Annotated in this window: 34 protein-coding genes; 26 read left to right on the forward strand and 8 right to left on the reverse strand. The window is 61.8% G+C overall.

What is annotated here, in order from left to right; genetic code table 11:
• Window positions 1-3: 3 nt before the first annotated feature.
• From FF100_RS04880 to FF100_RS04890, 3 genes are read left to right on the forward strand one after another with little or no spacing between them, the layout of a single operon-like run.
• Window positions 4-1,434 (forward strand): DUF3383 family protein, encoded by a 1,431-nt coding sequence (locus FF100_RS04880; protein WP_139034454.1) that lies wholly within the window; start codon window positions 4-6, stop codon window positions 1,432-1,434.
• Window positions 1,435-1,450: 16 nt separating this feature from the next.
• Window positions 1,451-2,071, forward strand: a complete 621-nt coding sequence (locus tag FF100_RS04885) for a hypothetical protein (protein ID WP_139034455.1) — start codon at window positions 1,451-1,453, stop codon at window positions 2,069-2,071.
• A 9-nt stretch (window positions 2,072-2,080) separates the two neighbouring features.
• Window positions 2,081-2,539, forward strand: coding sequence for a phage structural protein (locus FF100_RS04890; protein ID WP_139034456.1), 459 nt, complete (start codon window positions 2,081-2,083; stop codon window positions 2,537-2,539).
• A gap of 15 nt (window positions 2,540-2,554) precedes the next feature.
• On the opposite strand, the gene FF100_RS04895 is transcribed toward FF100_RS04890, so the two are convergent.
• On the reverse strand, window positions 2,555-3,022 hold the full coding sequence (locus FF100_RS04895; protein ID WP_205824769.1) for an Arc family DNA-binding protein: 468 nt from the start codon (window positions 3,020-3,022) through the stop codon (window positions 2,555-2,557).
• A 54-nt stretch (window positions 3,023-3,076) separates the two neighbouring features.
• Here FF100_RS04895 and FF100_RS04900 point away from each other — a divergent pair, with 54 nt between their 5' ends.
• From FF100_RS04900 to FF100_RS04915, 4 genes are all read left to right on the forward strand, one after another.
• The gene (locus FF100_RS04900; RefSeq protein ID WP_171070053.1) at window positions 3,077-3,280 is read left to right on the forward strand and encodes an Arc family DNA-binding protein; all 204 of its coding nucleotides are present in this window, start codon (window positions 3,077-3,079) and stop codon (window positions 3,278-3,280) included.
• Between the two features lie 26 nt (window positions 3,281-3,306).
• On the forward strand, window positions 3,307-3,705 hold the full coding sequence (locus tag FF100_RS04905; protein ID WP_139034458.1) for a hypothetical protein: 399 nt from the start codon (window positions 3,307-3,309) through the stop codon (window positions 3,703-3,705).
• 106 nt (window positions 3,706-3,811) lie between these two features.
• Window positions 3,812-4,678 carry an ORF6N domain-containing protein gene (locus FF100_RS04910; protein WP_171070054.1) on the forward strand — a complete coding sequence of 289 codons (867 nt, stop codon included), beginning with the start codon at window positions 3,812-3,814 and terminating at the stop codon, window positions 4,676-4,678.
• Complete coding sequence (locus FF100_RS04915; RefSeq protein WP_139034460.1) at window positions 4,671-4,883, forward strand: hypothetical protein; 213 nt, start codon at window positions 4,671-4,673, stop codon at window positions 4,881-4,883. The genes FF100_RS04910 and FF100_RS04915 overlap by 8 nt, the downstream gene beginning before the upstream one ends.
• Window positions 4,884-5,258: 375 nt before the next feature.
• Here FF100_RS04915 and FF100_RS04925 read toward each other — a convergent pair whose 3' ends face one another.
• On the reverse strand, window positions 5,259-5,723 hold the full coding sequence (locus FF100_RS04925; RefSeq protein WP_139034462.1) for a hypothetical protein: 465 nt from the start codon (window positions 5,721-5,723) through the stop codon (window positions 5,259-5,261).
• A gap of 39 nt (window positions 5,724-5,762) precedes the next feature.
• On the opposite strand from FF100_RS04925, the gene FF100_RS04930 reads away from it, so the two are divergent.
• The 18 genes from FF100_RS04930 to FF100_RS05015 all read left to right on the forward strand — a co-directional run bounded on the left by FF100_RS04930 (window position 5,763) and on the right by FF100_RS05015 (window position 23,209).
• Window positions 5,763-6,158 carry a phage tail assembly chaperone gene (locus FF100_RS04930; RefSeq protein ID WP_139034463.1) on the forward strand — a complete coding sequence of 132 codons (396 nt, stop codon included), beginning with the start codon at window positions 5,763-5,765 and terminating at the stop codon, window positions 6,156-6,158.
• 241 nt (window positions 6,159-6,399) lie between these two features.
• Window positions 6,400-8,286: a phage tail tape measure protein gene (locus FF100_RS04935; protein ID WP_139034464.1), complete on the forward strand. Its 1,887-nt coding sequence runs from the start codon at window positions 6,400-6,402 to the stop codon at window positions 8,284-8,286.
• A gap of 39 nt (window positions 8,287-8,325) precedes the next feature.
• The gene (locus tag FF100_RS04940) at window positions 8,326-8,817 is read left to right on the forward strand and encodes a phage baseplate protein (RefSeq protein ID WP_139034465.1); all 492 of its coding nucleotides are present in this window, start codon (window positions 8,326-8,328) and stop codon (window positions 8,815-8,817) included.
• Complete coding sequence (locus FF100_RS04945; protein WP_139034466.1) at window positions 8,817-9,125, forward strand: phage baseplate plug family protein; 309 nt, start codon at window positions 8,817-8,819, stop codon at window positions 9,123-9,125. The genes FF100_RS04940 and FF100_RS04945 overlap by 1 nt, the downstream gene beginning before the upstream one ends.
• Window positions 9,125-10,018 carry a phage protein gene (locus FF100_RS04950; protein WP_139034467.1) on the forward strand — a complete coding sequence of 298 codons (894 nt, stop codon included), beginning with the start codon at window positions 9,125-9,127 and terminating at the stop codon, window positions 10,016-10,018. The genes FF100_RS04945 and FF100_RS04950 overlap by 1 nt, the downstream gene beginning before the upstream one ends.
• A complete protein-coding gene (locus FF100_RS04955) occupies window positions 10,018-10,653 on the forward strand; it encodes a Gp138 family membrane-puncturing spike protein (RefSeq protein ID WP_139034468.1) in 636 nt (211 codons plus the stop codon). The genes FF100_RS04950 and FF100_RS04955 overlap by 1 nt, the downstream gene beginning before the upstream one ends.
• Before the next feature lies 1 nt (window position 10,654).
• Complete coding sequence (locus FF100_RS04960) at window positions 10,655-11,098, forward strand: contractile injection system sheath initiator (RefSeq protein ID WP_139034469.1); 444 nt, start codon at window positions 10,655-10,657, stop codon at window positions 11,096-11,098.
• Window positions 11,098-12,003 carry a hypothetical protein gene (locus tag FF100_RS04965; protein ID WP_139034470.1) on the forward strand — a complete coding sequence of 302 codons (906 nt, stop codon included), beginning with the start codon at window positions 11,098-11,100 and terminating at the stop codon, window positions 12,001-12,003. Before FF100_RS04960 ends, FF100_RS04965 begins: the two co-directional genes overlap by 1 nt.
• A complete protein-coding gene (locus FF100_RS04970) occupies window positions 12,000-12,824 on the forward strand; it encodes a baseplate wedge 1 family protein (RefSeq protein WP_139034471.1) in 825 nt (274 codons plus the stop codon). Before FF100_RS04965 ends, FF100_RS04970 begins: the two co-directional genes overlap by 4 nt.
• A gap of 9 nt (window positions 12,825-12,833) precedes the next feature.
• Window positions 12,834-14,135: a hypothetical protein gene (locus FF100_RS04975; RefSeq protein WP_139034472.1), complete on the forward strand. Its 1,302-nt coding sequence runs from the start codon at window positions 12,834-12,836 to the stop codon at window positions 14,133-14,135.
• Window positions 14,110-14,586: a hypothetical protein gene (locus FF100_RS04980; RefSeq protein WP_139034473.1), complete on the forward strand. Its 477-nt coding sequence runs from the start codon at window positions 14,110-14,112 to the stop codon at window positions 14,584-14,586. The genes FF100_RS04975 and FF100_RS04980 overlap by 26 nt, the downstream gene beginning before the upstream one ends.
• A 112-nt stretch (window positions 14,587-14,698) precedes the next feature.
• The gene (locus FF100_RS04985) at window positions 14,699-17,197 is read left to right on the forward strand and encodes a hypothetical protein (RefSeq protein WP_139034474.1); all 2,499 of its coding nucleotides are present in this window, start codon (window positions 14,699-14,701) and stop codon (window positions 17,195-17,197) included.
• 2 nt (window positions 17,198-17,199) lie between these two features.
• Entirely contained in the window at window positions 17,200-20,193 is a 2,994-nt protein-coding gene (locus FF100_RS04990) for a hypothetical protein (RefSeq protein WP_139034475.1), read from the forward strand.
• Between the two features lie 7 nt (window positions 20,194-20,200).
• Window positions 20,201-21,058 carry a hypothetical protein gene (locus FF100_RS04995; protein ID WP_139034476.1) on the forward strand — a complete coding sequence of 286 codons (858 nt, stop codon included), beginning with the start codon at window positions 20,201-20,203 and terminating at the stop codon, window positions 21,056-21,058.
• Window positions 21,059-21,121: 63 nt separating this feature from the next.
• On the forward strand, window positions 21,122-21,793 hold the full coding sequence (locus tag FF100_RS36905) for a phage tail tip lysozyme (RefSeq protein ID WP_171070055.1): 672 nt from the start codon (window positions 21,122-21,124) through the stop codon (window positions 21,791-21,793).
• A gap of 1 nt (window position 21,794) precedes the next feature.
• Window positions 21,795-22,358 (forward strand): hypothetical protein, encoded by a 564-nt coding sequence (locus FF100_RS05005; protein WP_139034477.1) that lies wholly within the window; start codon window positions 21,795-21,797, stop codon window positions 22,356-22,358.
• 9 nt (window positions 22,359-22,367) lie between these two features.
• Window positions 22,368-22,751, forward strand: coding sequence for a hypothetical protein (locus FF100_RS05010; RefSeq protein ID WP_139034478.1), 384 nt, complete (start codon window positions 22,368-22,370; stop codon window positions 22,749-22,751).
• A 5-nt stretch (window positions 22,752-22,756) separates the two neighbouring features.
• Window positions 22,757-23,209: a hypothetical protein gene (locus FF100_RS05015; protein WP_139034479.1), complete on the forward strand. Its 453-nt coding sequence runs from the start codon at window positions 22,757-22,759 to the stop codon at window positions 23,207-23,209.
• Between the two features lie 51 nt (window positions 23,210-23,260).
• Here FF100_RS05015 and FF100_RS37550 read toward each other — a convergent pair whose 3' ends face one another.
• The 3 genes from FF100_RS37550 to FF100_RS05030 are packed head-to-tail and all read right to left on the reverse strand — an operon-like array spanning window position 23,261 to window position 24,344.
• Window positions 23,261-23,755 carry an HNH endonuclease gene (locus FF100_RS37550; protein WP_205824771.1) on the reverse strand — a complete coding sequence of 165 codons (495 nt, stop codon included), beginning with the start codon at window positions 23,753-23,755 and terminating at the stop codon, window positions 23,261-23,263.
• Between the two features lie 2 nt (window positions 23,756-23,757).
• Window positions 23,758-23,997: a hypothetical protein gene (locus tag FF100_RS05025; protein ID WP_139034480.1), complete on the reverse strand. Its 240-nt coding sequence runs from the start codon at window positions 23,995-23,997 to the stop codon at window positions 23,758-23,760.
• Window positions 23,997-24,344 carry a hypothetical protein gene (locus tag FF100_RS05030; RefSeq protein ID WP_139034481.1) on the reverse strand — a complete coding sequence of 116 codons (348 nt, stop codon included), beginning with the start codon at window positions 24,342-24,344 and terminating at the stop codon, window positions 23,997-23,999. Before FF100_RS05030 ends, FF100_RS05025 begins: the two co-directional genes overlap by 1 nt.
• Before the next feature lie 129 nt (window positions 24,345-24,473).
• Here FF100_RS05030 and FF100_RS05035 point away from each other — a divergent pair, with 129 nt between their 5' ends.
• Window positions 24,474-24,713, forward strand: a complete 240-nt coding sequence (locus FF100_RS05035) for a hypothetical protein (RefSeq protein ID WP_139034482.1) — start codon at window positions 24,474-24,476, stop codon at window positions 24,711-24,713.
• Here the strand turns inward: FF100_RS05035 and FF100_RS05040 are convergent.
• From FF100_RS05040 to FF100_RS05050, 3 genes are read right to left on the reverse strand one after another with little or no spacing between them, the layout of a single operon-like run.
• The gene (locus FF100_RS05040; RefSeq protein ID WP_139034483.1) at window positions 24,710-25,117 is read right to left on the reverse strand and encodes a hypothetical protein; all 408 of its coding nucleotides are present in this window, start codon (window positions 25,115-25,117) and stop codon (window positions 24,710-24,712) included. The two genes, FF100_RS05035 and FF100_RS05040, sit on opposite strands and share 4 nt — an antisense overlap.
• Window positions 25,114-25,704, reverse strand: coding sequence for a helix-turn-helix domain-containing protein (locus tag FF100_RS05045; protein ID WP_139034484.1), 591 nt, complete (start codon window positions 25,702-25,704; stop codon window positions 25,114-25,116). Before FF100_RS05045 ends, FF100_RS05040 begins: the two co-directional genes overlap by 4 nt.
• A complete protein-coding gene (locus FF100_RS05050) occupies window positions 25,701-25,916 on the reverse strand; it encodes a hypothetical protein (protein WP_139034485.1) in 216 nt (71 codons plus the stop codon). The genes FF100_RS05045 and FF100_RS05050 overlap by 4 nt, the downstream gene beginning before the upstream one ends.
• Between the last annotated feature and the right edge of the window lie 64 nt (window positions 25,917-25,980).

Raw genomic sequence — 25,980 nt, forward strand, 5'->3', positions numbered from 1 at the left:
ACGATGGCGATTAAGTTGCCGATCGATCGCTCCGTCGTTGTGACGGTCACGCGTGCGGACAAATTCCCGACTACGGCTGGTTTCAACACCGCCCTCATGCTGAATTCTACGGCGCTGAGCGGCAAGGTCGACGCCACGACGCGGACGCGCCTCTACTCAAATATGACGGAAGTTGCCGTTGATTGGTCTCCGGCTACCGAAGCCTACAAGGCGGCTACCCGCTTCTTCCAGGCTCAGGTGCGCCCGCCGCAGCTCAAGATCGGGTATCTCAATCCTGCGGCCTCTAGCGTCACGGCGGAACTGGACGCGCTCTACCAGTACGATCTGGACTGGTTCTGGCTGCTGCATACGAACGAGTTCAACGACACCGCTGCTCAGCGCGCCATCATGGATTGGGCCGAGACGAAGGAAGTCATCTTCGGCGGCGACAGCAACGACACCGACACGGAGTTGCCCGCCGAGATTGATGACCCAACGTCCACGGTCACGATCTCCATCGCATCGCCTGGTGTCGTGACCTGGACCGCGCACGGGCTTCAGAACGGCGATCAGGTCCGGTTCACCACTAGCGGCGCGCTGCCTGGCGGGCTCTCGCCTGTCGCCACCTACTATGTGGTGGGCGCTTCGACGAACACCTTCAACGTTGCGGCGACGGCCGGCGGACCGGCCATCACGACGACCGGCACCCAGAGCGGCACGCATACCGCAACGTCGCCACGCTACGGCGGATCGGTCGCTGAGTACGCCGAGCAGAAGGCCTACGACCGCACGGCGGTGTTCTACCATACCGACCCGGGCTCCTATCTCGCGGCTGGCGCCTTTGCGTACAGTTCGGGCCGCGACTTCGACCGCTCGAACTACCGTCTCGCCCAGGCCGGTCGGATCGACAGCGGGCAGGCCTACACGCTGAAGTTCAAGACCTTCCCGGGCGTGACCCCGATCAGCCGGCCGTCGGCTGTCGTGCAGGCGATCACGGGCTTCATCCCCGGGCTCGGCTCCGACGAGGCACAGGGCCATCGCGCCAACACCTACGTGAACATGGGCGGGCGTAACATGCTCGTCGAGGGCACGGTGGCGAGCGGCGCCTTCATCGACGAGATCCACACCATCTCCTGGATCAAGGCGCGTGTGCAGGAGAGCGTGTTCGGCGTTCTGTCGAACAATCCGCGTATTCCCTACACCAACCAGGGCGTCGGGTTTCTGATCGAGGCGGGCATCAACCCGCCGATGCGTCGCGCTTTCGCGGCCGGGTTGATCGCGCCGAGGGTCGGTGATGACGGCCTGCTGGTGCCGGAGTTCCAGGTCGCAGTTGACGACGTGGCGAACATCCCCGTCTCGCAGCGTCGCAACCGCATCGCCCCGGACATCAAGGTGACGTTCCAGTATGCGAACGCCATTCACTTTGTATCAGTGACTATGCAGCTTCAGTATTGACGTGCTATGATGGGCCATGATTGAAAATGGTTCCCGCTTTGGTCGTCTCACGGTGGTTGGATCGGAGATCCGAGCGCATGAAAACGGCAGCAAACGACGGTTCTACGTTTGCCGCTGTGAATGCGGCGGCTCTGCATTCGCCGCCGCTTCATCACTGAGAACGGGCAACACCACCACGTGCGGTTGCCTGCAAAAGGAGAAGGCGGCAGCTCGCCTTCTCAGACATGGGGAAAGTGGAGCGGCTGGCAAGCGCACCGCGGAGTACGCCATTTGGGCCGGGATGCTGAGCCGGTGTCGCAACCCTCAGGGGAAACAGTTCGCGGATTACGGCGGTCGTGGCATCACTGTCTGTGAGAGATGGAGCGATTTCTCAAACTTTCTCGCCGACATGGGGCGGCGGCCGTCCCAAAATCATACGATCGAACGTCAGAATAACGACAAAGGTTATGAGCCAGATAACTGCGCATGGGTAACGAAGGCGGCGCAGGCAAGAAATAAGCGATCCAACGTAATAGTTGAGTACCGGGGCGAGACGATGGCTCTCGCTGCTGCTGCTGAACAGGCAGGCATAAAAGCGAATACTGTCACTGTACGCCTGCGTCGCGGTTGGACGCTTGAACGGGCGCTAACCCCATAGAGGTCAAACATGGCTGAAGATTGCGCCCCGTTTGGGACTTACAGCTTTCAGAACGTCGCATTCTCGATTGATGGCGTCCTTGTGGTCGGCTTCGACGAAGGCGACGACTGCATCTTGGTCGAGCCTACCACCGAACTCGGCACGCCGAAGGTCGGGGCCGATGGCACTTCCATCGTATCGATCACCACCGACCAGTCGGCCACGGTGACGATACGGCTACTGCCGAACAGCCCGTTCAATGCCTATCTGCGCAACCGCGTGAAACGGATGCGTTCGGGCGCCCTGACCGGGCTCACGATGGCGATCGGCATGACCGACCTATCCAGCCGCGAGACGGGCGGCTGCACGACAGCGATCATTACGCAGCAGCCCCCGGACACCCGCGGCGCCATGGTCAACAATCTGGAGTGGAAGTTCTTCTGCGCCTGCTGGCAGCCTGGTTTCGTCGAGGTCGTGACGGCGAGCTAACGCGCAAGCGATGGGTCAAGGATCGGGCTTGCGGCGGGGTGAAGAGGGGTCGGCCGCGCGAGCTTCCTCTTGAGATTTGGCCATCTGCTCCGCCTGCATCTTCTCGATATAAGATGGCGGGCGGGCCATCTCGGCAGGATCAAACGCCTCGTCGTTAATTTTTTCCCTGAGTATGCGCAGCGCTTCAACTAATATCTTGCGGTTATCTCGCCAATTGTGCGCATTTGCGTGCCAAACAACTTCTTCAATCCAGTGCATTAGGTCGCGAAGTTCTGTTTCAGGCGGATAGTGGTCTTCTAACGTTTGCACGATTTCAGCGTTCATGCTCCGGCCGTTGGCCTTGGCCGCTCTCGCTATCCGATCGCGCATGCCTTCCGGCATCCGCAGCATGAACTTATCGGCGAGGTCACTGGGGGCGGGCGGCTTGCTCATGCCCGAGCCATAATAGCGATTTGACACTTTTGCATCGTAGCGACTTGACATGATAGCGGATCGCTATGAAGATCGATGGTGTCAGGTCGCTACTACGGAGGCGGGATGACCCAGACCAAGTACCCCAGCGATACTGCGGACCGCTTCATGGTGCGCATGCCCGCAGGCTTGCGGCCCTGGATCGCCGATGAAGCCAAGCGAAGCCACCGCTCTGCCAACGCGCAGACGGTGTGGATGCTTCAGCAGATGCGAGAGCAGATCGAAAAGAAAGCGGCCCCGGAGAGCGCTGGAACGCTCGCCGAGGCCTGAAGCCATCCGAACCTTGCGAGAACGAAATGACCAAGACCGTACATAGCACACGCCGCAGCATGTTTGTAGGGGCTGCGGCGCTCGCCGCGGTACCTCTCGCCACGCCAGCCATGGCCCTCCCTTCCCCCGACGCAGCGCTCATCCGCGACGCCGAACGCGCAATCAGCCTCAAGCACGAGATCAACGCGAAGGCGGTTGCCGAGAACTGGGACGACGACACTGTGGCCGCCCGCTGCGAGGAGCTGAACGCTCTCTTCGATGCTGTGAGCGAGATGCCAGCGTTCAGTCGAGCCGGACTGGAGGCGAAGGCCAAGTTGCTCGCGGTCGACACTGCTCGGTCCGAGCCTGCGACGGATCAGGTCGAGATCCTTCTCGCATCGCTGCTGCGCGACCTAATCGGCGCGGCGGCTCAAGTTCCTGCTTAGGCAGGCCGGCGGCGGGCAAGCTTCCTACGGCGACAGCCCGCCGCCTCTTCGCACCCTCGGTTCCAAGGCCGAGGGCACTTCCCACCGGATGCAAAGGACGCATCGGATGAGTAGCGGCACTTCTATCACACACGGACCCCAGCCGACCATTTCCATCGGCGGCGTGGATCTCACTCGCATCGAGTACCGCGGTGAGCAGGTCGTGACGTTCGCGATGGTCGACAAGGTCCACGGCCGTCCAGAGGGCACGGCGAAGCGCAATTTCAACGAGAACGAGGGGCGGTTCGAAACCGGTACGGATTTCGTACTGGTAAAAGCCGCCGACCTGCGCCGCCTTGCACCGGAGGCGGTCGGATCCCGGGGCGGCGGCGACGTCACCCTCATCACCCGCCGCGGCTACCTCAAGCTCGTCAAGCCGATGAACGACGATCGAGCCTGGGCCGTCCAGGGCGAGATGGTCGATCGCTACTTCGCCGTGGAGCGATTGCCCGTCGCTCCGGAACCCGCCCATACCGGGATCAATGCCCGTGAAGCGCGACTGACCTTCAAGCACCACCTCGGCATCGCCAAGATGCTGAAGCTTGAGGGCAACCAAGCGGTGCTCGCGGCGAACCGGGCGACCAAAGCGATGTGCGGTGTCGCTCCGCTCGACGCCATGGGCATCACGCACGTGACCGCGCCGCAGAACGAGCCGTTGTTGAACTGCACGGACATCGGTAAGCGTCTCGGCGACTACAGCGCCCAGGATGTGAACCGCTACCTCGTTCAGTTCGGCTATCAGGTTGCCCTTCGTGACGCCAAGGACAAGCTCTACTACGAGGTCACCGACTTGGGCCGCGATGCGGGCGGCGTGATGCAGGACACGGGCAAGAGTCACGGCGATGGTACACCCGTGCGTCAGCTCCGGTGGGCGTCAGGCATCGTCGCGAAGCTGAGGGCCGACATCGCCAAGCCGGAGACGATCCATGGGTGAGCATCAGCCGCTCACCTACGCCCAGATGGGCGAGGTCGCTGGCGCAGTTGCAAAAGCGATTATGGACACGGTTGGCGATGACCGCGCCCAGGAGGTTGTCGATCGCTGGGCCGAACTTGGCCTCTACGTGCCTCTCGGCTTCACGTGCATCGCCGCTGTGCGGGAAGCGATGAAGGGCGAGATCAGGAAGGCGATGCGCCGCTAACCCACCACCCAGCAGGGCACCTCAGCCCTGCTGGGCTATCTCCGCCGCCCCCTTCTGGAGCGTCCTCCGCTTCCGCCTTCGCTGCTTGACCCCTCATAGCCGTGACATGTTCGTGTCGAACGGCTGAAGCTTCCATCGTTGCAGAGGAAGCGCCCGCCAGAGCAGGCCTTGACGCCGCCCTTTGATTGCGAGCACGGGTAGTTTCTGGCCTCCGCATCCAATGGCGCGAATGTGACCAGCCCGGCGAACGCGGCCGGCAGAACCAACTTCAAGCGCAAGACATCCTCCCTATTTGAGGGAGCCGATTGGACGCTTGTAGATCTTAAGAAAGAGAGTCGCGGCTTCAGTCCGTTCGCTGATGCCGGATACACTCAGCTAACCACACTTCTCCCCTAGGCGCGTGTTAAGCTCGCTCCGCCATTTGTTAACATCCCCGTCGTCCGAAAATATCTTAACAATTCCATTGCCGCGCCAGCTATCATATATGTCCGTCCTCAAAATATTCTGCAAATCTCCATTATTGTCCTTAATCTTATAAGTGTGAACAGCCCCGGAGGTATGTCCGTTGAGGGCTGCGAATTTCTCACCAACACGTATAATGCGCAACTGCGAAGAGCATATCAACTCGATTTTATCGGTCGGAAAAATCCAATTTTGACCTACAGCAGTGCTTGCGGCAGATCGAAATTCATGGAACTTCGCATTATGTGATGGGTAGCTATTGCTAGATGAGACAAAAACGTAATTGTTCTGATTTTTTGCGCCTGACCCGTCAAAAAAAGCCGATACTGTGTATATAATAAAGAAAATACCAGCTACGGTTACCAAAAATTTACGCACGTTGCACCTCCGCCCCAAACTTGCGCTTCAAGGTCTGCCATGGCGACAGAACGAAAAATCGGCCCTCACGTCTACCGCTGCGAGAAACTTCCGGCCGAGCCAGCGATCCGCCTGTTCCTACGGGTGAGCAAGTTCTTTGAGAACGCGCCCGAGATGATGGCTTCCGTGGCCTTTGGCGGGGAGTCTTCGCGGGCGGCATTCATCGCGGTGGCCCTCGGCGGAGTCGACCCCGACGAAGCGCAGGGATTGCTGCGCGAGCTGGCGGAAACCTGCACGACCGGCGGTGACCCGTGCGTTGTGGGTGTGAAGCCACAGGGCATGACGGACCTGATCGACGTCGCATGGTTCGCCATGGAGGCGCAGTTCAAGGATTTTTTGGTCGCAAGCCTGCCACGACCCCGCCCCGGGGAGACAGCGGGCGCCGACGCGGTCTAACCGAACGCGAGATGAAGGCTGCAATCCCAAACCTTTTAGATCGCACTTACCTGTTGCGGCCGACGCAGATCTTCGCAGATCCGCCGCTTTGCACACTGCAAGAACTTCGCACCACATACACGATTGATGACCTAGCCGACTTTCACGAGATCTTGGACTTCCGAGAAGCTGAAATTGACCGGGTGCATCGCGAGATTGCACGCGAGCGTGATAGCAAGGCGACGCAAGTAAGGCGCAGGCGATGATCGTAGACGAACTTATTGCTCGCCTTGGCTTCAAGAGCAGCGGCCAGTCGGAAGCACGGAAATTCATTCGTCAGCTTGAGCAAATCAAGAAAGCTGCGAAAGATGCCGGCAAGGGGATGAACCTCAACTTTAGCGGCAAGTCAACCGGCCTCGATCGGATGGCGGCTGATGCGCAGCGCGCGACGGTGGCGCTGCAACGGCTCCGGCGCGAGGCGATGCGTCCGCTGCGGGTAAACGGCTTTGGCGGTGGGCTGGCTGTCGGCCCTGGCGGCTACTTGCCGCTTAGCCGGCGCGGCCTTGGTCGGGGCCGGGCTGGGCATGGCAGCGCCGCCGGGAAGATCGGCGCGGGCGAGGTGGCGCAACGCGAATTCCTCTCGGGCGCCGGCGCAGGCTATGTCGCCTCTCGCGGGACCGGAGCGGCTGGCGCCTTGCTCGGCGGTCTCGCCGCCGCCTCTGCCACGAAAAGCTCTATGAGCTTTGAGCGCGGCATGATCGACGTGCAGAAGGCGACCGACGCCACTCCGCAGCAGTACAAGGATTACGAGGAATTCATCCTCAAGCTTGCCCGTAAGACCGGTAAGTCCAAAGAAGAGCTGGCATCGCTTCTCGCGAGTGGCGGGTTCGCAGGCAGGCCGCAAGGTGAGCTTCGCGACTTCACCGAGTACGGCGCCAAGGCTGCGGTAGCCTGGAGAACGACGCCCGACGAGACCGGACAGGGTCTCGCCGAGATCGGCAACATCTTTGGCGTTAATCAGAAGCGCATTGAGGAAATCGGCGACGCGATCAACACGGCGGCCGATAAATCGGCCTCAAAGGAGGCGGATCTTCTGGAGTACATTCGCCGCGTGGGCGCGTCGGGGAAGCTCAGCGGCATAAGCGCTGAGGAGCTGTTGGCGTTTGGCGCAGCAATGAAAGAAGTTGGTGTCCGCACAGATGTGGCTGCGACCGGCATGGAAGCTTTCATGAATGTCATGAAGCTTGGGGAGGAGTTCTCAAAGAACGCTGGGGACGGCCTCAAGGAGCTTGGCTACGACTCAACCAAGATGCGAAAGGCGTTTAACAAGGCGCCGGTCGAAGAAATGATGAAAATGCTTGATAAGCTCAACAAGGTGGCAGACCCGCTTAAGCGCTCTGAAATCATGGTCAACTTGTTCGGCAAAGAGTACCAAGACGACATCGCCAAGCTAATGAACGCAGTCCCGCGCCTCAAGGAGTTGCTTGAGTTGCTGCGCGACCCGAAAAAATCGCAGGGCTCCGTCCGCGAGCAATTCGATAAGCAGCTTGAATTTGATGTCAGCAAGATTGACCAAGCGAAGCAGTCAACGGACGTGCTACAGACTCGCGTCGGCAACTACATCAAGCGCGGACTAGGCGTCATCTCAGAGGTGTTTAACGGCGCGATCGATGGCCTTGAGGGTGAGGCTATCAGCCCGCAGCAACGCGAGGGGATGACGAAGAAGTTGAACGCATGGCTTGGCGTGTCCCCGCTTCGCACCTCGCCCGGGATCACCGCCGACGAGTTCAGCCAGCGCTTTGGATCGGGAGCCACCGCCCGGGGCACCTTCGGCAGCCTGACCGATCGCATGAAATGGGGGGCGGCAGCCGGCAAGATGCCAGGCGCCCCGTCCTTCGGCAGCCTTTCCGACCGGCTGAACTGGGCAAAGACCGGAACGCAACAGGCCACAGGGGTGACGAACACCATCAACAACACCAACACCGGCAACGACCAGCGGACGCAAAGCGTGACAGTCAACCAGACCGTGAATGGCGTTCCCGGCGTGGCATCCGCCGCAGCCGAGGGCGCCAAGAGTGGACTTGCTTCCATGGGGGCTTCGGTCGCCAAGGCCAACTCCACTCCCACCGCCGGCAGCACGGCGCCGTAAGCTATGCCCGTGTTCTTCCCACGCTCAATCGGGCCTGTCGTGGTCGACGTCGTGATTTCGGAAGAGGCTGAGGCCTCCATGGAAATCCCGTCTCATCCGGTGGAAAAGGGCGCCAAGATCAGCGATCACGCTTGGCGTCTCCCGACCACGCTGACGATGGAGTGCATCAACGGCGACGTGACCGGTACGTGGCAGGCATTGACCGACCTGATGGCGCAGGCCGAGCCGTTCGACATCCTCAACGGGTTTGACCTGTTTGAGAGCATGATGATCGAGCGCATCAACCCGCGCCGCGACGTGACGCTCTGCCAGGTCATCTCCTTCTCGGTCGAACTCAAGGAGGTCGTGATCGTTGAGACGGCCACGACTGCGGGGAATGCTGGTACCGGGGGCGATCAGCGCGGGCAGGGTAAGACCACCCGCGGACAAGTCCAGGCTCGCGAAGTGTCTACCGCGAGCGGGCGCGGGGCGCAGGTAGGTGCGGCGGTAGCTGCTGCGCCTACCGCTTCTTCGATCCCGGGGCTGTTCTAATGGCGCTCTACGAGATCACCGTCATCGACGCGCCTTGGCAGCGGCTTGAGACCTATCTGAGCGACACGCAGGTCGCGCTAGAGCTGTTCTACAACACCTTCCTCAATCGCTGGTCGCTGACGTTCGAGGTGGCGGGCACGGTCGTCCTGCGCGGACGACGCATGGTGCCGGGCACCGATCTATTGGCGGGGTACGATCTCGGCCTTGGCCGGCTCTTCCTTGTCAACTGGGCGCAGGATGGGAGCGAGCCGGGGCGCGATGAACTGCCGAGCGGGCAGTATCGCCTGATCCACGACGACGGTCTCTGATGGCGCATCAGTTCGGCCGCATCATTCGCGTGACCGTGAGCGGCAAGGCCGGCTCCGCCACATTCGAAGGCTCTCAGAGCCCGACGCCAGGGCTCAAGATTGAATTCACTTGCACAAAAACGATTGGTAGCAAACAGAATACCGGCACGGTGACCATCACGAACTTGTCGAAGTCTCGTCGCAACATGCTCGGTGAGGAGTACGACAAGCTGACGCTTGAGGTCGGCTATAAGGATACCAAGACTTCTGTGCTCCTGACCGGCGAAATCCGCGACGTTAGCCATGCCAAGACCGAGCCGGACATCACCACGACGATCGAAGTGGGCGATGGTGACAAGGCGATCCAGAAGGGCAAGGTGTCGAAGACCTTCCCCGCCGGGACCAAGCCGAAAGAAATCATCGAGTACCTTCGCGACCAGATGCCGGGATTGAAGAAGGGCGAGATCAAGGGCCTAGACGATCTGCCGTCCACGAAGCGTCCCACGACTGTCTACGGCTACGCCTACCGCGAGTTGGACACGCTGGGCCGGCAGCACGGCTTTTATTGGTCGGTGCAGAACGACAAATTCCAGGCCGTCAAGTCGGATGAGCACCTCGGCGGCAACATCCTGATCTCGGCAGAAACCGGGATGCTTGGGACGCCAACGCCGACCGACAAGGGCGTGAAGGTCAAGTGCCTTATCAATCCCGAACTTGCGCCGGGGAAGACCATAGACGTTCGTTCTGACTTCCTCGACACGGGATCGGGCAAGGCCAAGGAAAAGCGCTCGACCGACGCAGGCGGCGGCATCTTTCGCATCGCGAACATCAGCTTCACCGGCGGCTCCCGGTCGGATGACTTTTATGCTGAGGTCGAGGGCCATCGGGTCGCGGGCAACAAGGTCAAAAAGTAATGGCCGGCTATCAAGGCACTTCAACGCGCCGGGATACCCAGGAGTATCTTGCGGCGATCCCGGAGACTGAGCGCGCCGACATCAACACGACGGCTGTGGGCATCGTGCAGTCCTACGACGCCAAGACACAGACCGCCGTCGTGCAGCCGAAACTCACGATGCAGATCGACGGGGAGACGATCCGAGCCCCCGAGTTGCAGAGCGTGCCGGTCGCCCACCCTCGTGCCGGCGGGCTGATCATGCACAAACCCTTAAAGAAGGGCGACGAGGTCAACTTGCACTTCGCGCAGCGCTCGCTCGACGACGCGGTGCAAGATGGTAGCGACCAATCAGCCAATCGAGGCCGAATGCACTCGCTGAGCGATGCGCTCGCGGTGCCGGCCGCGCACTCTAAGGCCAAGCAACTCGCGAACCTTCCCGCCGACCGCGCCCACCTGGGCAGCGAGGATGGGAAGAGCGGCCTTCAGATGAAGGAAGACGGCTCCTTTGATCTCGTGCGGAATGGCGACACGGTCTTCAGGATCCTTGAAGATCTGACGAAGGCGTTTCGCGACCATCTTCAGCCCGGGGCTCATGACAAGATCGCAGATGCAAATGCGATCCTGACCCGCATCGGCAAAATGAAGGCTTCCTGACGTGGCAAAGTACGTCGGCCTGGGCATTACGCCTGAGCATTCAGAACTGCTGGCAACCGAAAATGGCGCGATCGTCGTCTCGGAAGCCGGTCTCGCGATCCTCGCCTATCAGACCAAGAACGACCTGACGCTCGACGAGACCGGCAACCTCCGAATGGTCTACGACGCGGAGGCCGTTGGGGAGCACGCGCGGCAGCGGCTCATGTTCTTCAAGGGTGAGTGGTTTCTGGACCCGTCCATCGGTGTCGACTGGTTCGGGCAGGTACTCGGGTTCGCCTCAAGCCGGATGCAGGTCGCCGAGGCGATCGTTAAGCGCGTGATCCTTCAGACGCCCGGTGTTACGGGCCTGCGTCAAGTTTCCACCACCTATGACCGGGCCATCCGCGGCGTTCGCATCGAGGGCGTCGAGGTTGACACCGAGTTTGATGAGCCGGTGATCCTCTGATGGCCGATTACGGCGTCCTGCCCGAAGGCTTTGCCCGCAAGCCCTTGCCCGTGCTTCTTAGCGAGATCGAGGAGAAGGCGCGCGAGGTGTTCGGAGATGGCGTGATCCAGACGCCCCAGAGCCCGCTTGGCCAGCTGAATGGAATGTACGCCTCGCTCGCCTCCACCCTGTGGGAGATCGCTGAGGGCACGTACCAGAGCTATGACCCCGACCAAGCCGAGGGTTCTCGTCTCGCCATGCTTGGGCGCATCCGCCTCGTTGAGCGGATGGACGGCGAGCAGGATCCCGAATTCCGCCTCGCGATCACGAACAGCGGGCGAGCCCGCATCGATATAGCCGACATTGACCGAGCGGTGTCTAGGGTCGGCGGCATCACCTTTGTTCGGACCTACCTCAATCCGAGCGATGTGACGGACGCGGACGGGCTGCCAAGCCACTCTGTAGCCGTCGCCGTTCTCGGCGGCGATGATGCCGAGATCGGCGCTGCGCTTCGTCCCTACGTCGTGCCCGGGATCGACACGTACGGGAACGCCCGAGCCGATGTCGAGGTCGATGGCTACTGCCGTACGGTATATTTCGTCCGCCCGGTTGAAGTGCCGCTTGGGCTTCAGCTTCTCGTGTCCGCCGAACCCGATCGCCTCGGTTGTCCCCCGCCGTCAGCGGCGGCCATTGCCTTGACCGTCGCCAACGCCCTTACCGGAGCGACCCGCCCTGCCAACGGCGTTGACATAACCCTGCACATGCTGCGCACCATCGTGTCGGCTGCGCATGGCGTCAACGTCGAGGTCTTGAGCGCAACCGCCAATCTGCTGGTCGACGGGCCGCTCGTTGCGCTTCCCTACCCGATCGGCTTCCTTGAGATTGCAAAGATTGATCCGACGAAGATCACGGTGGCCTTCGCGTGATCGACGCTTGCCCCTCTACTGGCGATCTCGTTGCGGTTGAGCTTGGCCGCATCGCCACTCAGTATCGCGAGGCCGAGCATCTGCGCGGCTATATGACGGCGGCGCTGTCCCAGGTTGAGGAAATCGCCCGCGTCACATGCGCGATCCCCGACTACTTTGACATCCGCACTGCCGTTGGCGAGCAGCTGACGTTTCTGGGCAAGCGGATGGGCTTTCCGCGCTGTCACTGTGTCTGCGATAGCCGGCCCGTCGTCGGCTTCGCCTGCGAGACGCAAACGACGCCATACGCCATTGTCGGCTTCTGCGAAGACAGCACTTGGCTTGGCTGCGATGGGTACGCTGAGATCTGCCTGAGTGATGACGAGGTTTACCGAGCGCATCTGTACGCCAGGCGCTACCAGATGCTCGGCTTGTTCGACCTACAGAGCCTCGGAGCGGCTGTGCGAGCCGTATGGGGCAACGCCGCTTGGATCCCCCAAGCGGGCGCCGGCCGCGTCGTTCTCGCTCCAGGCCGCGATCTGACGACCGCCGAAACGCAGCGCCTGTCGGTCACCTTGCGCGCCCTGCCGATTGCCCCCGGCGTCGGGATCGCGATGCACTATGGCCCTGCCCCTATTGCTGGCTTTGGCGCGGGCTGGGCTGGCTTCTGTGACAGCGTGCCGGACCAGATCGTGGTCGGCTTCGACTGCGCTGACGAGCCGAGCCAGCGCCCCATCGGAGGCTTCTGCACGGATGCCGTGTGGACTGCCTGCGCCCCCTCTGTTGTGCCCGCCGGCTACTGGCTCTGCCCGGTCCCGATAGACCCTTACGCCTGCCCCTAAGGAACATCCATGAAGGCGGATTTCAATGCGCGCTGGGCTGAAGCCCCGGCGACGCTTCGTCGTGAGCCGTCGGCTCTCGAACTTGCGGGAGGCTTCCCTTGCGGGCCGCTTGACCTCCCGCTTTGGAACGAGCTGACGTACCGTCTCACGCAGGTTTACGGCGAGCTGGCGACCGTCGTTCGTCAGTCGGGGCAGACCCCGAACCAGAGCAATCTGGGACAGGTTTGGCAGGCGATCCTGAGCGTTCTCCCCGCTTCAGTCGGGCTTTGGCATGTCGGGACGACAACGCGTTCAGGCTCAACGCTTACCGTTGCGTCCGTCACGCCTCCGATTACGGCCGAGGCTGATTTCCTTCCTTGCCTGATCCGCGTGCCATCCGGCGTAGTCGCTGGTGATACACTTTCGATAAGCGGCCTTTCTGGCCTGCTGAAACGCAATGATGGCTCTCCGATCCAGACCGGCGATGTGCCGCCAGACGGCGAGATGCTGGTTAACCGCCACGGATCTGAGTGGCGGCTGGTCGGGTTTGGCCGAACCGAAGTGATTATCCCGCGCGACAGCCCGACGTTCTATGTGCGAACCGATGGTAGTGACGGCAACGACGGCTCAGAAAATAGCCCTACTAAGGCATTTCGCACGCTCGGCGCTCTGCTGAATAAGGCCGTATCGCAGTACGCTTTCAGCCAGCTCAATGTTCGCATGGGGATACCGGGCACATATGAGTCGCCAGGCGCAATTCCAGTTGCCGCTGGCAAAATCAGCATTTACGGCGATCAAGCAAATCAAGCAGGCTACGTGATACAAGGAGCCGGATCGCCAGGTCGAGGCTCCATTCAGGCGGCCACTTCTGTTGATTTGATTGGACTGACAGTATCAAACACAGGCAATCAGAGCCATACGCTTGTTGCTACCAATGGGGCGCAGGTCGCATGCTTGAATGTTGATCTGCGAAGTCTTGCTACCACGACCGGGTTCCATGCCTACGGGTCAGGCGGTCGCGTAGTTTTCCAGACTGGGTGCTCCATTGGTGGCAACGCAGCCGCGGCGCTCTGGGGCGAGGCAGGAGGCGAGGCGGCGATTAACCCGTCTACTTCTTTGGCCGTTGTTGGCAATCCGAATTTCTCAACGGCTTTTGCCGTAGCAATCGCCACGGGCCGAGTTACCGCGCTATCCGGGTCGTCGGTTGCCGGGTCTTCCACTGGCAATCGTTACAATGCGCAAAGCTACGGGATCATCAATACGAACGGCGGTGGTCCAAATTTCTTCCCCGGAGACCAGGCCGGATTTGTCAGCAACGCTTTGTACCTTTGAGGCTGCTAATATGCTTGCGTATAATCCTAGTGCGTGGTTTTGGCGCGCGGACGATGGAAGGATCTATTCCAGCGCTACTCGCGCGATCGTTTCCGAGGAAGACGAAGCTTTCACCAATTGGTCGGCGGCGGGTGGCACTCCAACGATCTGGCCCCGCGACGACGCTGGGCACCAGACCGATGCTTCGCTCAAGGCTGTCTTGGATGCTGCTGGCGCTTATTTCACGTCGTCGGCGATTACCTACAAGGCAGACATTTATAGACGAGCCAGCGATGAGGAGGCGGAAGCGATTGAGACAGCGCTCATGCATGTGCCTGTCAGGCAGCGCCGCCTTTTTGAGAGCGCACTGCATTTAGATCACGCCGCGCCTGAGTTTGCGCAAATGAAAATTGCTCTTGAAGAAATGTTCGGGTCAGACAGGGCGGCTGAGCTTCTTTCTCCTTCGTCTTGACGAACAATTGGCGCCCTTCATAGCGTCAATTTAATTATCTATAAAAAAAATACTTCACTTACTACGTGGCTGCTCCAGCCGCGCCGCGATCTTCTGCGCGAGACCATAAGGCATGAGCGACATCATCACAGTCACGATCCCTGAGCTTCCGGCTGCGGCGCGGGTTGATGGCTCTGAGATGATTGCCGTCTTCAAAGGTGACCGGCTTCAGCGGATTGAGCAGTCGGCTATCCGTGGGACGAAGACCTTTTCCGGCACGACCCCGCCCCCGGATCAGCCGTCCTCTATCATGGCGCTTCAGCCTGTCCTTGGCGATCGGTGGCGCAACACTGACACCGGAGACGAATGGAAGGTCACCAACCTCGACCCATTCACTTGGACGTTTGACGGCAATCTCATGGGCGCCCCCAGTCAGGTGCCAGGGCCGGCAGGGGCGCCGGGTGCCGCGGGCAAAGATGGCAAGGATGGACAACGGGGACTCCCCGGCCCAGGTTTGACTGTGACCAAAATTGCTGCCTCGCCGGTTGCAGGCTGGTCAGCAATCGTCGCCAGCGGGCCCGATGGATGCCGCGCCAGCGATCCATCCGATCCGGCCCAACGGCAGCAGGTCATCGGTGTGACCGCCTATGGCGGGCTTGCGGGCTCGCAAGTGACGGCGCAGATCTCGGGCGATCTTCTCGGTCCGAATGCAGGCTTCGTGCCGGGCACGACGCTGTTCGTCGGCGCCGGCGGCGTCCTCACCTCGACGCCTCCCACCTCCGGCTGGCGTCAGGCCGTCGCGTCCGTCATCGCTGATGGTCACATCGTCGTGAACCTCGGCGAGGCGACGCTGATCACGGCAGAGGACGCCCTGATTGCCGAGGGTGGGTTTGCCACGGCCGCGACGGCGTTGGACGTGGCCAGCGGTCAGGCGACCGGCAAGTATGTGACGCCGCCCGCCCTTGCCAGCGCCCCGTTTCAGCCGGACGCAGCCTATGCCTTGCCGGCCCGCACCAAATCTCTCCGCCAGTGGTTCGTTGATCTCGCGACCGAGGGCGCCGATCTGCGCATGCTCGGCTTCGTCGGCGACGGTGCTAGCCATCCTCTGAGCCAGCGGTTCAGCACGCTCGCGGCGGCACGGGCTGTGTTCCCGCGGGCAAACGCCCTCTCTGAGGAGATTGACGGGCACGCGATCCAGCGCGTGATTGACCTCGCGGTTGCTGCGGACGCCAGCGACAGCACTCCGGGCGGAGCATGCGTCGTGCTCCCGCGCGGAACGGTAGCGCTGACCTCGTTCCCGATCGACAGCACGGCCACAGCATCGTGCAGCGTGTTCAGCCCCGGGCCCGCGACGATCAAGTGCGTAGGCTCGGCAGCCGGTGCCTGGACCCACGGCAAGCAGGGCGCGACCGCCTCTGGCCCGCTGACGTGGAGCGGCGTGGATCTCGACAGTTCGTCCACGGGTACGACGACGGGGCTGACGGCTTGGTTCGGTAGCGCTGGCGCCGGCCGCGGTCTCACCCTGACGATCGAGAAATCCCGTTTCAACCGCATGGATCGCGGAGCGCTGATTGCCGACTACCCGCGCGGCGTCAAGGTGGATAACGTCGTCGTGTTCGGCAAAGACAACGTCACGTCGCCGCTTCCTGGCATTGAAGTCATCGCAACAGCAACTGCCGGCTATGGCCCGGCAAGCGCTAAGTTTACCAACTGCCTGATCGCCAATTACACATGGGGCTGGAAATTCACCGACAACGCTGGCCTGGAAGGGTCCGTGTTTGAGAATTGCCGCTCCTATAACGGCTGGGGCCTGTGTCAGGTCCGCGTGCTGCGGCAGAACTATCGCTCCGTCCTGTGGACGTTCCAGAACTGCGACTGGCAGGGCAAGGGCTTTGCCCTGGACATGTACAATGTCCGCAAGCTGGAAGTGACTAACGGCTATTGGGCGATGGACCCCAATTCCGACAATCTGCCTCTCCCGTCCGATACGGTCACCAGTTCTGGCGAGCGCCGGATTTTCAATCTCAACAACGTCCAAGGCTTTGACATCGTCAACGCCGAGGTCGTCGTCTCGGGACCGAACCAAGACGTGTCGCCCGGAGCGCTGGAGACCAACTTTGTCATCGGGCACGTTGACGCAAATTGCTTCCTTGGTCGCTTCGACGGGACAATTATTACCTGCGATCACGCTGTAGCAACGGCCTTGTTCCGCCTCTCGGGACAAAAGAAAGCCACGATCGCGGTACGCGGTACGCGGATCAACTACGTTTGGAGCAATCCGCCCGTGGTTGTCTACACGGGCACCGGAGACCAGCCCTACCAGATTAGCGCCGACGATGTCGCGGCCAAGTCCGGCAGCGTGTCCGATGCCGGATATTACCGATTTTCCGGTGTGACGGTTGTGACTACAGGCAGCGACGGGAAGGCCACGATCCCGCTGCCCAAGCGGGCCCCGGGTATTCTTCCGTTTTTCACCGGCTTTCCGACCGTAACGGCGACATCTGAAAACAGTAACGGCCCGGCCATCCCGGTCACAGTGACCGCAAGGTCATCAACTGACTTTACTGTAATCGCAGCCAACTCCGCAAGCGGCGCAACAATTGCGGTCAACTGGAACGCCGAGGGCTTCTGATCATGGCGGACAATAGCTCGAAGTTGCGCACTTTTGAGAACGGCGAGCCAGTCGACCGTGATCCGGTGCCGTACATGGGGGGCGTGCTCCCGTTGGTGCCGATCGTACGGCAAGGGCAGGTAGTCCCTGCCGGCGATGTGTTGTCAAGCGCCGCAGTGCTCAGCGGCGTCGTCGGACCTGATGCGGACTGGGCCATCCCAGCGACCGCCACTCACGCCGTCATCCCGCCGCTCACCGCGTCGCGGACGTGGGCGCTTCCCGACGTGGATGCGTACCCCCGTAGCCAGGATCTCGTCATCACCGATGAGGAGAAATACCTCGGCGGCGCCTACACGATCACGCTGGTGCCGCTCGCCGGCTCGGGCGATGCGATCCGCGACTACCCCAACGGCATCGTCATGCAGGACGCGGGCACTACGGTGCGCCTGCGCCGCAGTCTTATTTCCAACACGTGGGCCCTCTCCTCCGCGAAGACGTCGCTTCAGACGGCGCCCGAGACCTCTCCCAGCGTGGTCCGCGATCTGCTCGCCACAGTGCGGGAGATGCGCTCGCCCCGCAGCTTCGGGGCCGTCGGTGACGGCGTGGCGGACGATACGGCAGCGATCCAGGCCTTCTTTGACTGGCTGGCCGCGGGCAACGTCGGCCGAGACTATCGCGGCGGTCGCTATAGGCTTACCGCACCTATTCGGGGATACGCCTGGAACTGCTATAAATTCACCGGCGCCGGCATCGGCGTGACGGTCTTCATCTGTGACTTCAACGGCTACGATAAGGCCGTCCTCAATCTGTCTCACCCCACCAATCCCGCCGAGAATACGAGGCCGAAAGCGCATACCCTCTCCGATTTCTCCATCGAGATGAGCGGCAAAGTCACGCAGCCTCCATGTAATATTGAGGAGAGATACGCCACAGATCTGTTTGCAGCGCGGATCTACGTATCGCATTGGACCCCGTTCCTGGGCCGCGGCACGGCTGTCAGGATCAGCAACGCCTACAACTGCGTCATCAACGAGTTCAAGGTCTGGGGTGCGGGCTGCTCTCGGCTGTCTCGCGTCGTGACACCAACCACCCGCTTCACGATCGCAGCGGGCACCCAGACCCTCACGGCTTCGGAGGCGTGCTTCACCAGCGCGGACGTCAACCGCGGTATCCAGCTTTTCGACGGCAGCCGCCTCGAATACTTCGTGATCTACGGCGTCACGAACTCGACCACAGCGACAGTAAACCGCAACGCCTATCAGTCATTCTCCTCTTCGACCGGATGCTTCGAAGGGGTCAAATGCAACATCGGCGCCGGCTCAAACACGCTGTATATCACCGGCCAGTTCCAGACGAGTGATGTGGGGCGGGCCGTCTACATTCCCGGCGCAGGGGCGACAACGTTCCGCGGCAACCGCCCTCCACTTCGAGCGATCATCACGTCGATTTCAAGCGACCGTCGGTCCGCTACCCTCAACAGGACCGCGGGCAATTCGGTAGACAATCGATATCTGGTCATCTCTCCTGCCTTTGAGCTGTATGGCGAGTCTGCCACCGGCGATTACGGCAGCAACGACATCATCATCGACCGCCTCCACGCGGAAGGGAATGCCGGCGTTCCGGTCCTGGCCGGCTACGGCAATAATATTTACTTCGATCGCCTGAAGACCCACGGGAATAACCTCGAATACATTGGCGGCACCTTCGGCGCGGTTGAGCACGTTAGCTTGTGCAACCTGTGCCTTTTCAATGGTGAAGTCACCATCGGCGACGGCTCCCTCATTGAGGGGGCGATTGTCAATGGCTCGGGACAAATCTGGGCGCACGCCGCGATCACCGTCACCATTGGATCGACGATCGGCATTGGCTGGGCCGGCACGCCCTTCATTTACCTGAATGACACGGGCGCAAACGCGACGGTGAAGTGGGGCAACCGAGAAATCGGCACACCTTACAGCCCTGACTTGCCCCTGCAAGTCAATGACGGTGCCGGGGGCTTTATCCAGCACGTCGGGACATTCACCGACTCTGGTTTCAACCTTCCGCGAAATGGTAACAACTTTCTTGCGCCGCTGAAGCCAAATGGCACTCTTCAGGCCTCTGCCGTCAGGGTGTCCAGCTATTACGATTTCAGCTATGGGTACGGGTTGCGGGTCAGCCCAGAACAGGGGCCGACCAGCGAGGGCGGCAACAACTTCTGGTCCAACGGTACGGCAAAACTAATTACCGTCTCTTATGACGGTAATTTTGATGCCGTCAATATTTATACGCCAGGCGGACAGCGCAGCGCCCCGATCATTACACTGCGTTCCAACGGGAGCGCAGGCGTCAACACCCAGGCCCCGGGCGCGACGTGGGATGTGAATGGGTCTCTCCGGGCGCAGGGCGCGGCTACCGTCGGCGAGACGGCGGCGCAGTACCCCACTGGCCTGATCGTATCCGAGAGCACTCACGCAAGTGGATCGAAACGGGCCGGGATCAAGCTGGGGAGCGAGTGGCAGCTTCTCCAAGATAGCGCGGGAAGTGGGGCGAAAGACTTCGCGGTCTACTCCGGCACGCTCAATCGTAACGTCTTAGCTATCGCGCCGAACGGCATCGCCTCGTTTTCCGACGGCGTGAATGCAGGCGGGCCGCTTTCCGTTCGCGGCATCTCCACTCTTGACCAGCAGGGCGGCTATACACGACTTAAAGATGGGTCAGGAACATCAAATGCAATTAATCTAGGAGGTGAGGCTGATAAAACGAATTATTACAATAATAACTCTCATTATTTTCAAGATAGAGGGGGCAGTGCTAATTATGCAATAATATCATCAAGCGGATTTGTTTCGCTTGGAAAGATCCGTCCCGCCGCCTTTACAGTCACGACCGTGCCCTCGGGCACGGCAGGCGATATAATCTACGTGAGCAATGCCCGCAAAGTGGGCGAAGGCGCGGGCGCCGGCACGGGCGTGATCGCCTACTACTCCAACAACAACTGGCGCCGGCTGTCGGACGATAGCCCGGTCGCGGCGTGAGGTTAACATGGATCAGCCATTTCTCTATGAGTTCCTGTATCGCGGCCGGCCGGCCGGCTCGGCCGAAGCGCCGGCCTGGCACGTCATCCTCGGCCAGTATGTGACGCTCCCCGGAGCGAGCAACCCGCAGTTCACGGACAGCGGCGCCCTGACCCCGGCGCAAGCCGAGGCTGCCGGCTACCCGCTCGCGACGGTGCTGGCGGGGATCGACGCGGCGGCGTTGGCCGGGCGGGATGCGGCCCTGGCCGAGGCTGAAGCTGCGCGGCAGGAGCGGGATGCGGCGACCGCTGATGCCGCGGTGGCCCGAGGGGAGCGGGACGCTGCAACCGCTGACACGGCCAAGGCGCGGCAGGACCAGGAGGCCGCGGCAGCTCAAGCGGCTGAGGCGCTGACGCGCATCACGAGCGAGCGGGACGCCGCACTGGCCGATGCCGCGGCGGCCCGTCAGGATCGGGATGCGGCCATGGCCACGGCGGCAAAGGCCGCCAGCGAGGCACCATCCCGCCGGGACTGGGCCGAGACCGTGCGCCAGGAGGGAGAGGCCAGGGCCGCTCAGAGCGCCGTGCAGGTGCCGCCCCCCGCCCTGCCCGCGGTGTCCGACCGGCAGTTCTTCCAGGCGCTCGCGCAAGCCGGGACGATCAGTCAGGACGAGGCCTTGGCCGCCGTGATGACCGGCGTGCTGCCGGCGCGGATCGAGGCGGCGGTGGCAGGCCTGCCGGAGGCCGAGCAGTTCGCCGCCCGGATGCTGCTGTCGGGCGCCACCACCTTCGACCGTCACCACCCGATGGTGGCGCAGCTCGGCGCGGCGCTCGGCTACGATGACGCGGCTCTGGATGCGCTGTGGGCCGCCGCCGCGGCCCTCTGATCCTCCCGTGACCGTTGCGCCACCCGGCCCGGTCCTGACACCAATGACAATCCGGAGATCCTGATGACCCCGCAGTTCAAGGCGGCCGTGGAGACCTATGGCCCGCGGTTCATGACGGACCTTGGGCTCGACAAGCTGAAGGTAGCTGGGATCTTCGGCAATCTCGCTGTCGAGAGCGCGCAGTTCACCGCCCTTCAGGAGTACAAGCCTGTTGTGGCCGGCTCCCGGGGAGGCTGGGGCTGGGCCCAGTGGACGGGCCCCCGCCGACGAGCGTTCGAGGCCTGGGCCGCTGAGAAGGGGTTTAGGCTCGACAATCCGGAGGCCTTCTACGGCTACATGCTCGTTGAACTGCGCGGAGCGGAGGTGGGCGCGCTTACCGCTCTCCGCGCCACCACGACGCTCGACCGGGCGACCGAAGTGTTCATGCTCAAGTATGAGCGTCCCGGCGTGCCGCACCTTGATAAGCGCAAGGCGTACGCCCTTGAGGCACTTCGCGTGCTGGAGGCCGCTCTGGCGGCCCGCGAAGCCGTGAAGAAGGATCTGGGCCTTACGCCCGCGCCGGCCCTCCCAACACCTCCCCACGTCGATCCTGCCGGTCCTCTCACTCCCATGGCACCGACAGCGGCAAGGCCGCCGGTGCCGGACGAGCCCGCGCCTGTCTCGGCTGCCACCGTCACAACCGGCGGCCTCTGGGCCGCCGTGAAGTCCCTGTTTGCGAAGAAGAAGGCTGCCTGACATGGATTGGTCGTCACTCGGCGGGCAGCTTGCCCAGATCGGGCTTCCAGCTCTCGGGACGCTGCTTGGCGGTCCTCTGGGCGGTACCGTAGGCGCGGTAGTCGGCAAGGGCATCGCCGCGGCACTCGGCGTTGCGCCGACGCCCGAAGCCGTATCTCAGGCCGTGGCGCAGGACCCCGCCGCCGCGCAGACCAAACTCGCCGAGATTGAGGCTGAGACCAAGCGTCAGGATGCTTATCTCGCTGACATCGCCAACGCCCGGCAGATGCAGGTCGCCCTCGTTCAGGCTCACAGCTGGACGGGAACTACGCCCGCGATCCTGACCTATCTCGTCGTCGGCGCTGCCATCGCGCTCACATTCTGCCTCTTCTTCGTGAGCCAGGAGATCCCGGAGCGGATCTTCAACCTGCTGAACCAGTCCTACGGCGCTTTATGGCTAGCTGTCGGGCTCGGTGTTCAGTTCTGGTGGGGTTCATCGCGCACTTCTCAGCAGAAGGACCAGCAGGCGGCCCAATTCTCGGCCGCCGTCACCAACGCAGCGCTAACGTCGATTAACAAGCGGTAGCCATATGCAATGTCGCGTCCAAAATCCGAGGTTACCGAAGATCACGCTCGCCACACCTTGGAAGCGATGCGGCGGCTTCTTAATGACAAACTGCCGGCTCCGGATAATGTGAAAGGCGGGGCAGAAGTGGATGACGAGCTTCGTCGGGAAAACAATAGTGGACATCCGCAAGCTTACCGGGAGCTTCCGCATCATACTCGGAAGTGGATCGAAGGCAAATCAGCTAAAGAGCTTGAGATGCTGGACGAGATGTTAGATAGCTATGCAACTGGGCGTCTTGCTCTCAAAATTGCTAGATGGTTTGCAATAATGGTGGGTGGCTTGTTTGCTTCATCATTTGCCGCGGCGAAATTTGGTCTTGATATCTGGGCCATGATCCGAGGTGGCAAATGAGGACCATGGTAAGCGCCCTTCAGATTGCCGTTCTTATCCCTCTCGCTCTCGGCAGTCTGTTCGCTGCCGTCGCCCTTGGCGCCTGGGTTGCGGATCGCCGAGAGCCGGTGAGGGTTGACAGCTTCAGAGTCATTACGCCTGAGGTTGGTCCCGGCGGTGAGCTTCAGATCGAGTTCAACGTCACCTACCTGCGGGCTTGCAAGCTCCACGCGGACCGGATCATGACCGATAGCGCGCACCATCGCGCCGTTCTGTCGGATACCGACTTTGAGCGCCCTCCGGCTGACATCGGCAAGCCGCAGCGGTTCATTGTGACGGAGCGTGTGCCGAGCTACTTCACGGATGGGCCCGCCGTCCTCATTACGAGGCCATGGTACGCCTGCAACCCGCTGCAAGAGTTTGTTTGGCCGATGGTCCCTCAGGGGATCACAGCGCCATTCACGGTCAAGACGCCGTAACCCGCCTCTCCCGAGACACCCTTCAGCCCCGCCGGCAGCCGCCGCGCGGGGCTAATTTTTTGCGAAATCACCCCAGAGCGCAACCGCGGCGCCTCGATAAGCCGCTGCGGCCTCCTCAGGTGTTTTAAATGTTCCCAGGTGTATTTTCCGTCCGTTTGGAGTTATCGTAGCTCTGAACTTTCCACGAGCGGCTGAAACGCCCTTCAAGCCGAGTAGATTTCGACGTTCTACGGCTTTGTTGGCCATATTCTGTGTTTGCGTGGCCAGTCTCATGTTAGCCCGACGGTTATCTAATCCATCCCCGTTGGCATGATCGACGTACATCTCGGACGGAGCATCGGTCAAAACCCGATGCATGGCGATATACCCCTTGCCGCACCTCACCGCATAGGCGTGGCCATGCGTCCCTATGTGTGCACGCCATCCCCAGGGCGCGATCAGGGGCACATCTGCCACGTCGATCATCGCTTCAAGCCCGCGCCCGAGTTCGACGTAGGCAACATCACCCTCAACCCGGATAGAGGACGGTTCTCGCTTCCATGCCATTGTCAGCACCCGAAGCGAGAGTTGCGGATCATGCGGATGCCGTCGCGCCACCGGTAGGTGAAGCGAGTGGCGGTGCACGCCTCAACGAGGGTGAACCGGCCTTGGGTGCCTACCGCGAGTAGCGCGGCCTTCAGCGCTGCCGGGCTGCGAGGCATGGCGACGATGATCCCGGTTTTATCGCGCCAGGAGATCCAGTCGCGTCGGCCGCAGCGGGCTTTGCGGGTGAGGGTGGCGTGATCCATTACACCTGCTCCATCGCCATCTGTTCGGCCCGATGTTTGAGCGGGCCAACTCGCGGCCCGCTGGCGAGCGTCTTGGCGAACCCCTTCGCTGACATGCCGCTACCGAACAGGCCGCACTTCTGCCCCTCAGTCCGATGTGAAGCGCGCTCGGCTACGTCGATGAAGAAAGGCGTCTCGCAATCGTTCACGAAGAGGCGCTGACGGGTTACCCCCTCGGGCATGAAGTTGTTCTGGTCGACCCAGCGGCACGAGGGTGCGCTGTTGCCGCTCCGCGTGGCTTTCTCGCGCTCAAAGATCGGCTTGCGAGGGAACCGGGCGACGAGGGCGGTGGAGGTCAGGGCGCTCATGGCTCATATCCGGCTTGAAAATCAACCTTATGTAGATAATCTACGCCACGTCGATACGGGGCGCAAGTGGAATTCTACATGGCGTTGATAATTTGCAGGGCGGACGGCAGCACGCTACGGCCCCGTCCCATGGACAACGAACCGTGGCAGCGTCGTGCGAAGGCGGCTGGGCTCAGCCAGAAGATGCTTGCCGAGATGACCGGCAGACCCGTGAACACGATCTCGCGTCAGATCCGCGGGGAGCACGGCGCCGTGCCGCTTCACCTGATCGCCGTCATTACGGCGTGGGAGTTGATGGGAGAGGAGCAGCGCGACGAGTGGCGGCGCCTGCTGGCGCGTGAGGCTGCTCGGCAGGACGCGGCCGGCTAAGCGTTCTTGCCCCACCCCTCCGGCCACGGCACGTCCCGGCCGATGATGATCCGCACCGGCGGGCGCATCCAGTCCAAGCGCGGGTCGGGGCCCGGGTCAGCCGGTCTCAGCGACAGCGGCTGACTCTGCTTGGCGAGCCACTGCATCTCAATGCCCAGGCTGGCGCGGATGGCGTCCGCCGCCTCTTGCTTGGTATGGACACGTCCCTGCATGGGGATCCTGCTCCGGGGCCTGTAGGCGAGGGACCAGACCCACTCGCGGTGCGCGATGGCGTCAGGATGGGTCTTGTGGATCCTGCCGATCCGGCCGCCTGCGATCGAGGCGACGAAATCCGGGCCGCGCTCGGGCCAGGTGTGGCGCCAGACAATCGGGCTGGGCTGGGGATCGGTGGGAGGATGGGTCATTCGGTCGGAGTTGGCGGGAGTGGCATCCAGTGGCTCGGATGCAGGGCTTCATGCTCGAAGTAGGCTCCTGTGCTCTCATAGCCCTGATCTATGTCGCCGATGACGAACCGCGGCTTTTTGTGCAGGTAAATCTCGTCCATGCCGAGCACCCGCGGCAGCATCGGCTTGTACTTACCGAGGACACGCTTGGCATGCTCGTCGAAGACGCGCCGTACAAGCGTCTCATGAACGCCATTGATCTCGGCGGCCATCGTGAACGGATACTTGATCGCATCCTTCTGAAGGTGCTCACGGAAGCGCTTCGTGATCCGGCGCTCGGTGTCAATGTCCGGCAGAACTTCGTATCCGACCTTGCCGCACGAGTTGCACCGGAAGCGCTGCCGCTTGATCTCCAGCCAGACGGGCTGCCCTTGGATGGCGTGGTCGCAATAGCGAACCGCCTTCGTTCCCATCTTACTGAAGCTGAAGAGCAGGCAGCATCCGTAGGGCTCGTGATGGCGGACGCTCTTCGCCCGGACGATGAGCGTCCCGCCCTCCTCGTAACTATCCACGAATGCCAGACGACTGAGACGCAACAGGTCTGTCATTCGCCATCCTCAGCAGCCCTGCCTGCTTTCTGCCGCTCGGAGCGCTTCAGTTCTCGCTCAACTAGCTCGCGGATCCACTTAGCGCGGCGGTTCTTGCCCGCCACCGCATCTATGCGGTCGAGTGTCCCCGCGGTGAAGCGGACCAAGGTCTTGTCGTCGAGTTTGTCTTTCGGCACGGCCAGGGTTGTGACCGATATCGGTTTCGCCGTCAACGCAGCCTCCAATGCGATATCGCTTCTTGACCCCTATCCGATATCGGATTAGGCTGCAATCCGA

The organism is Methylobacterium terricola, from assembly GCF_006151805.1.
GTDB lineage: Bacteria > Pseudomonadota > Alphaproteobacteria > Rhizobiales > Beijerinckiaceae > Methylobacterium > Methylobacterium terricola.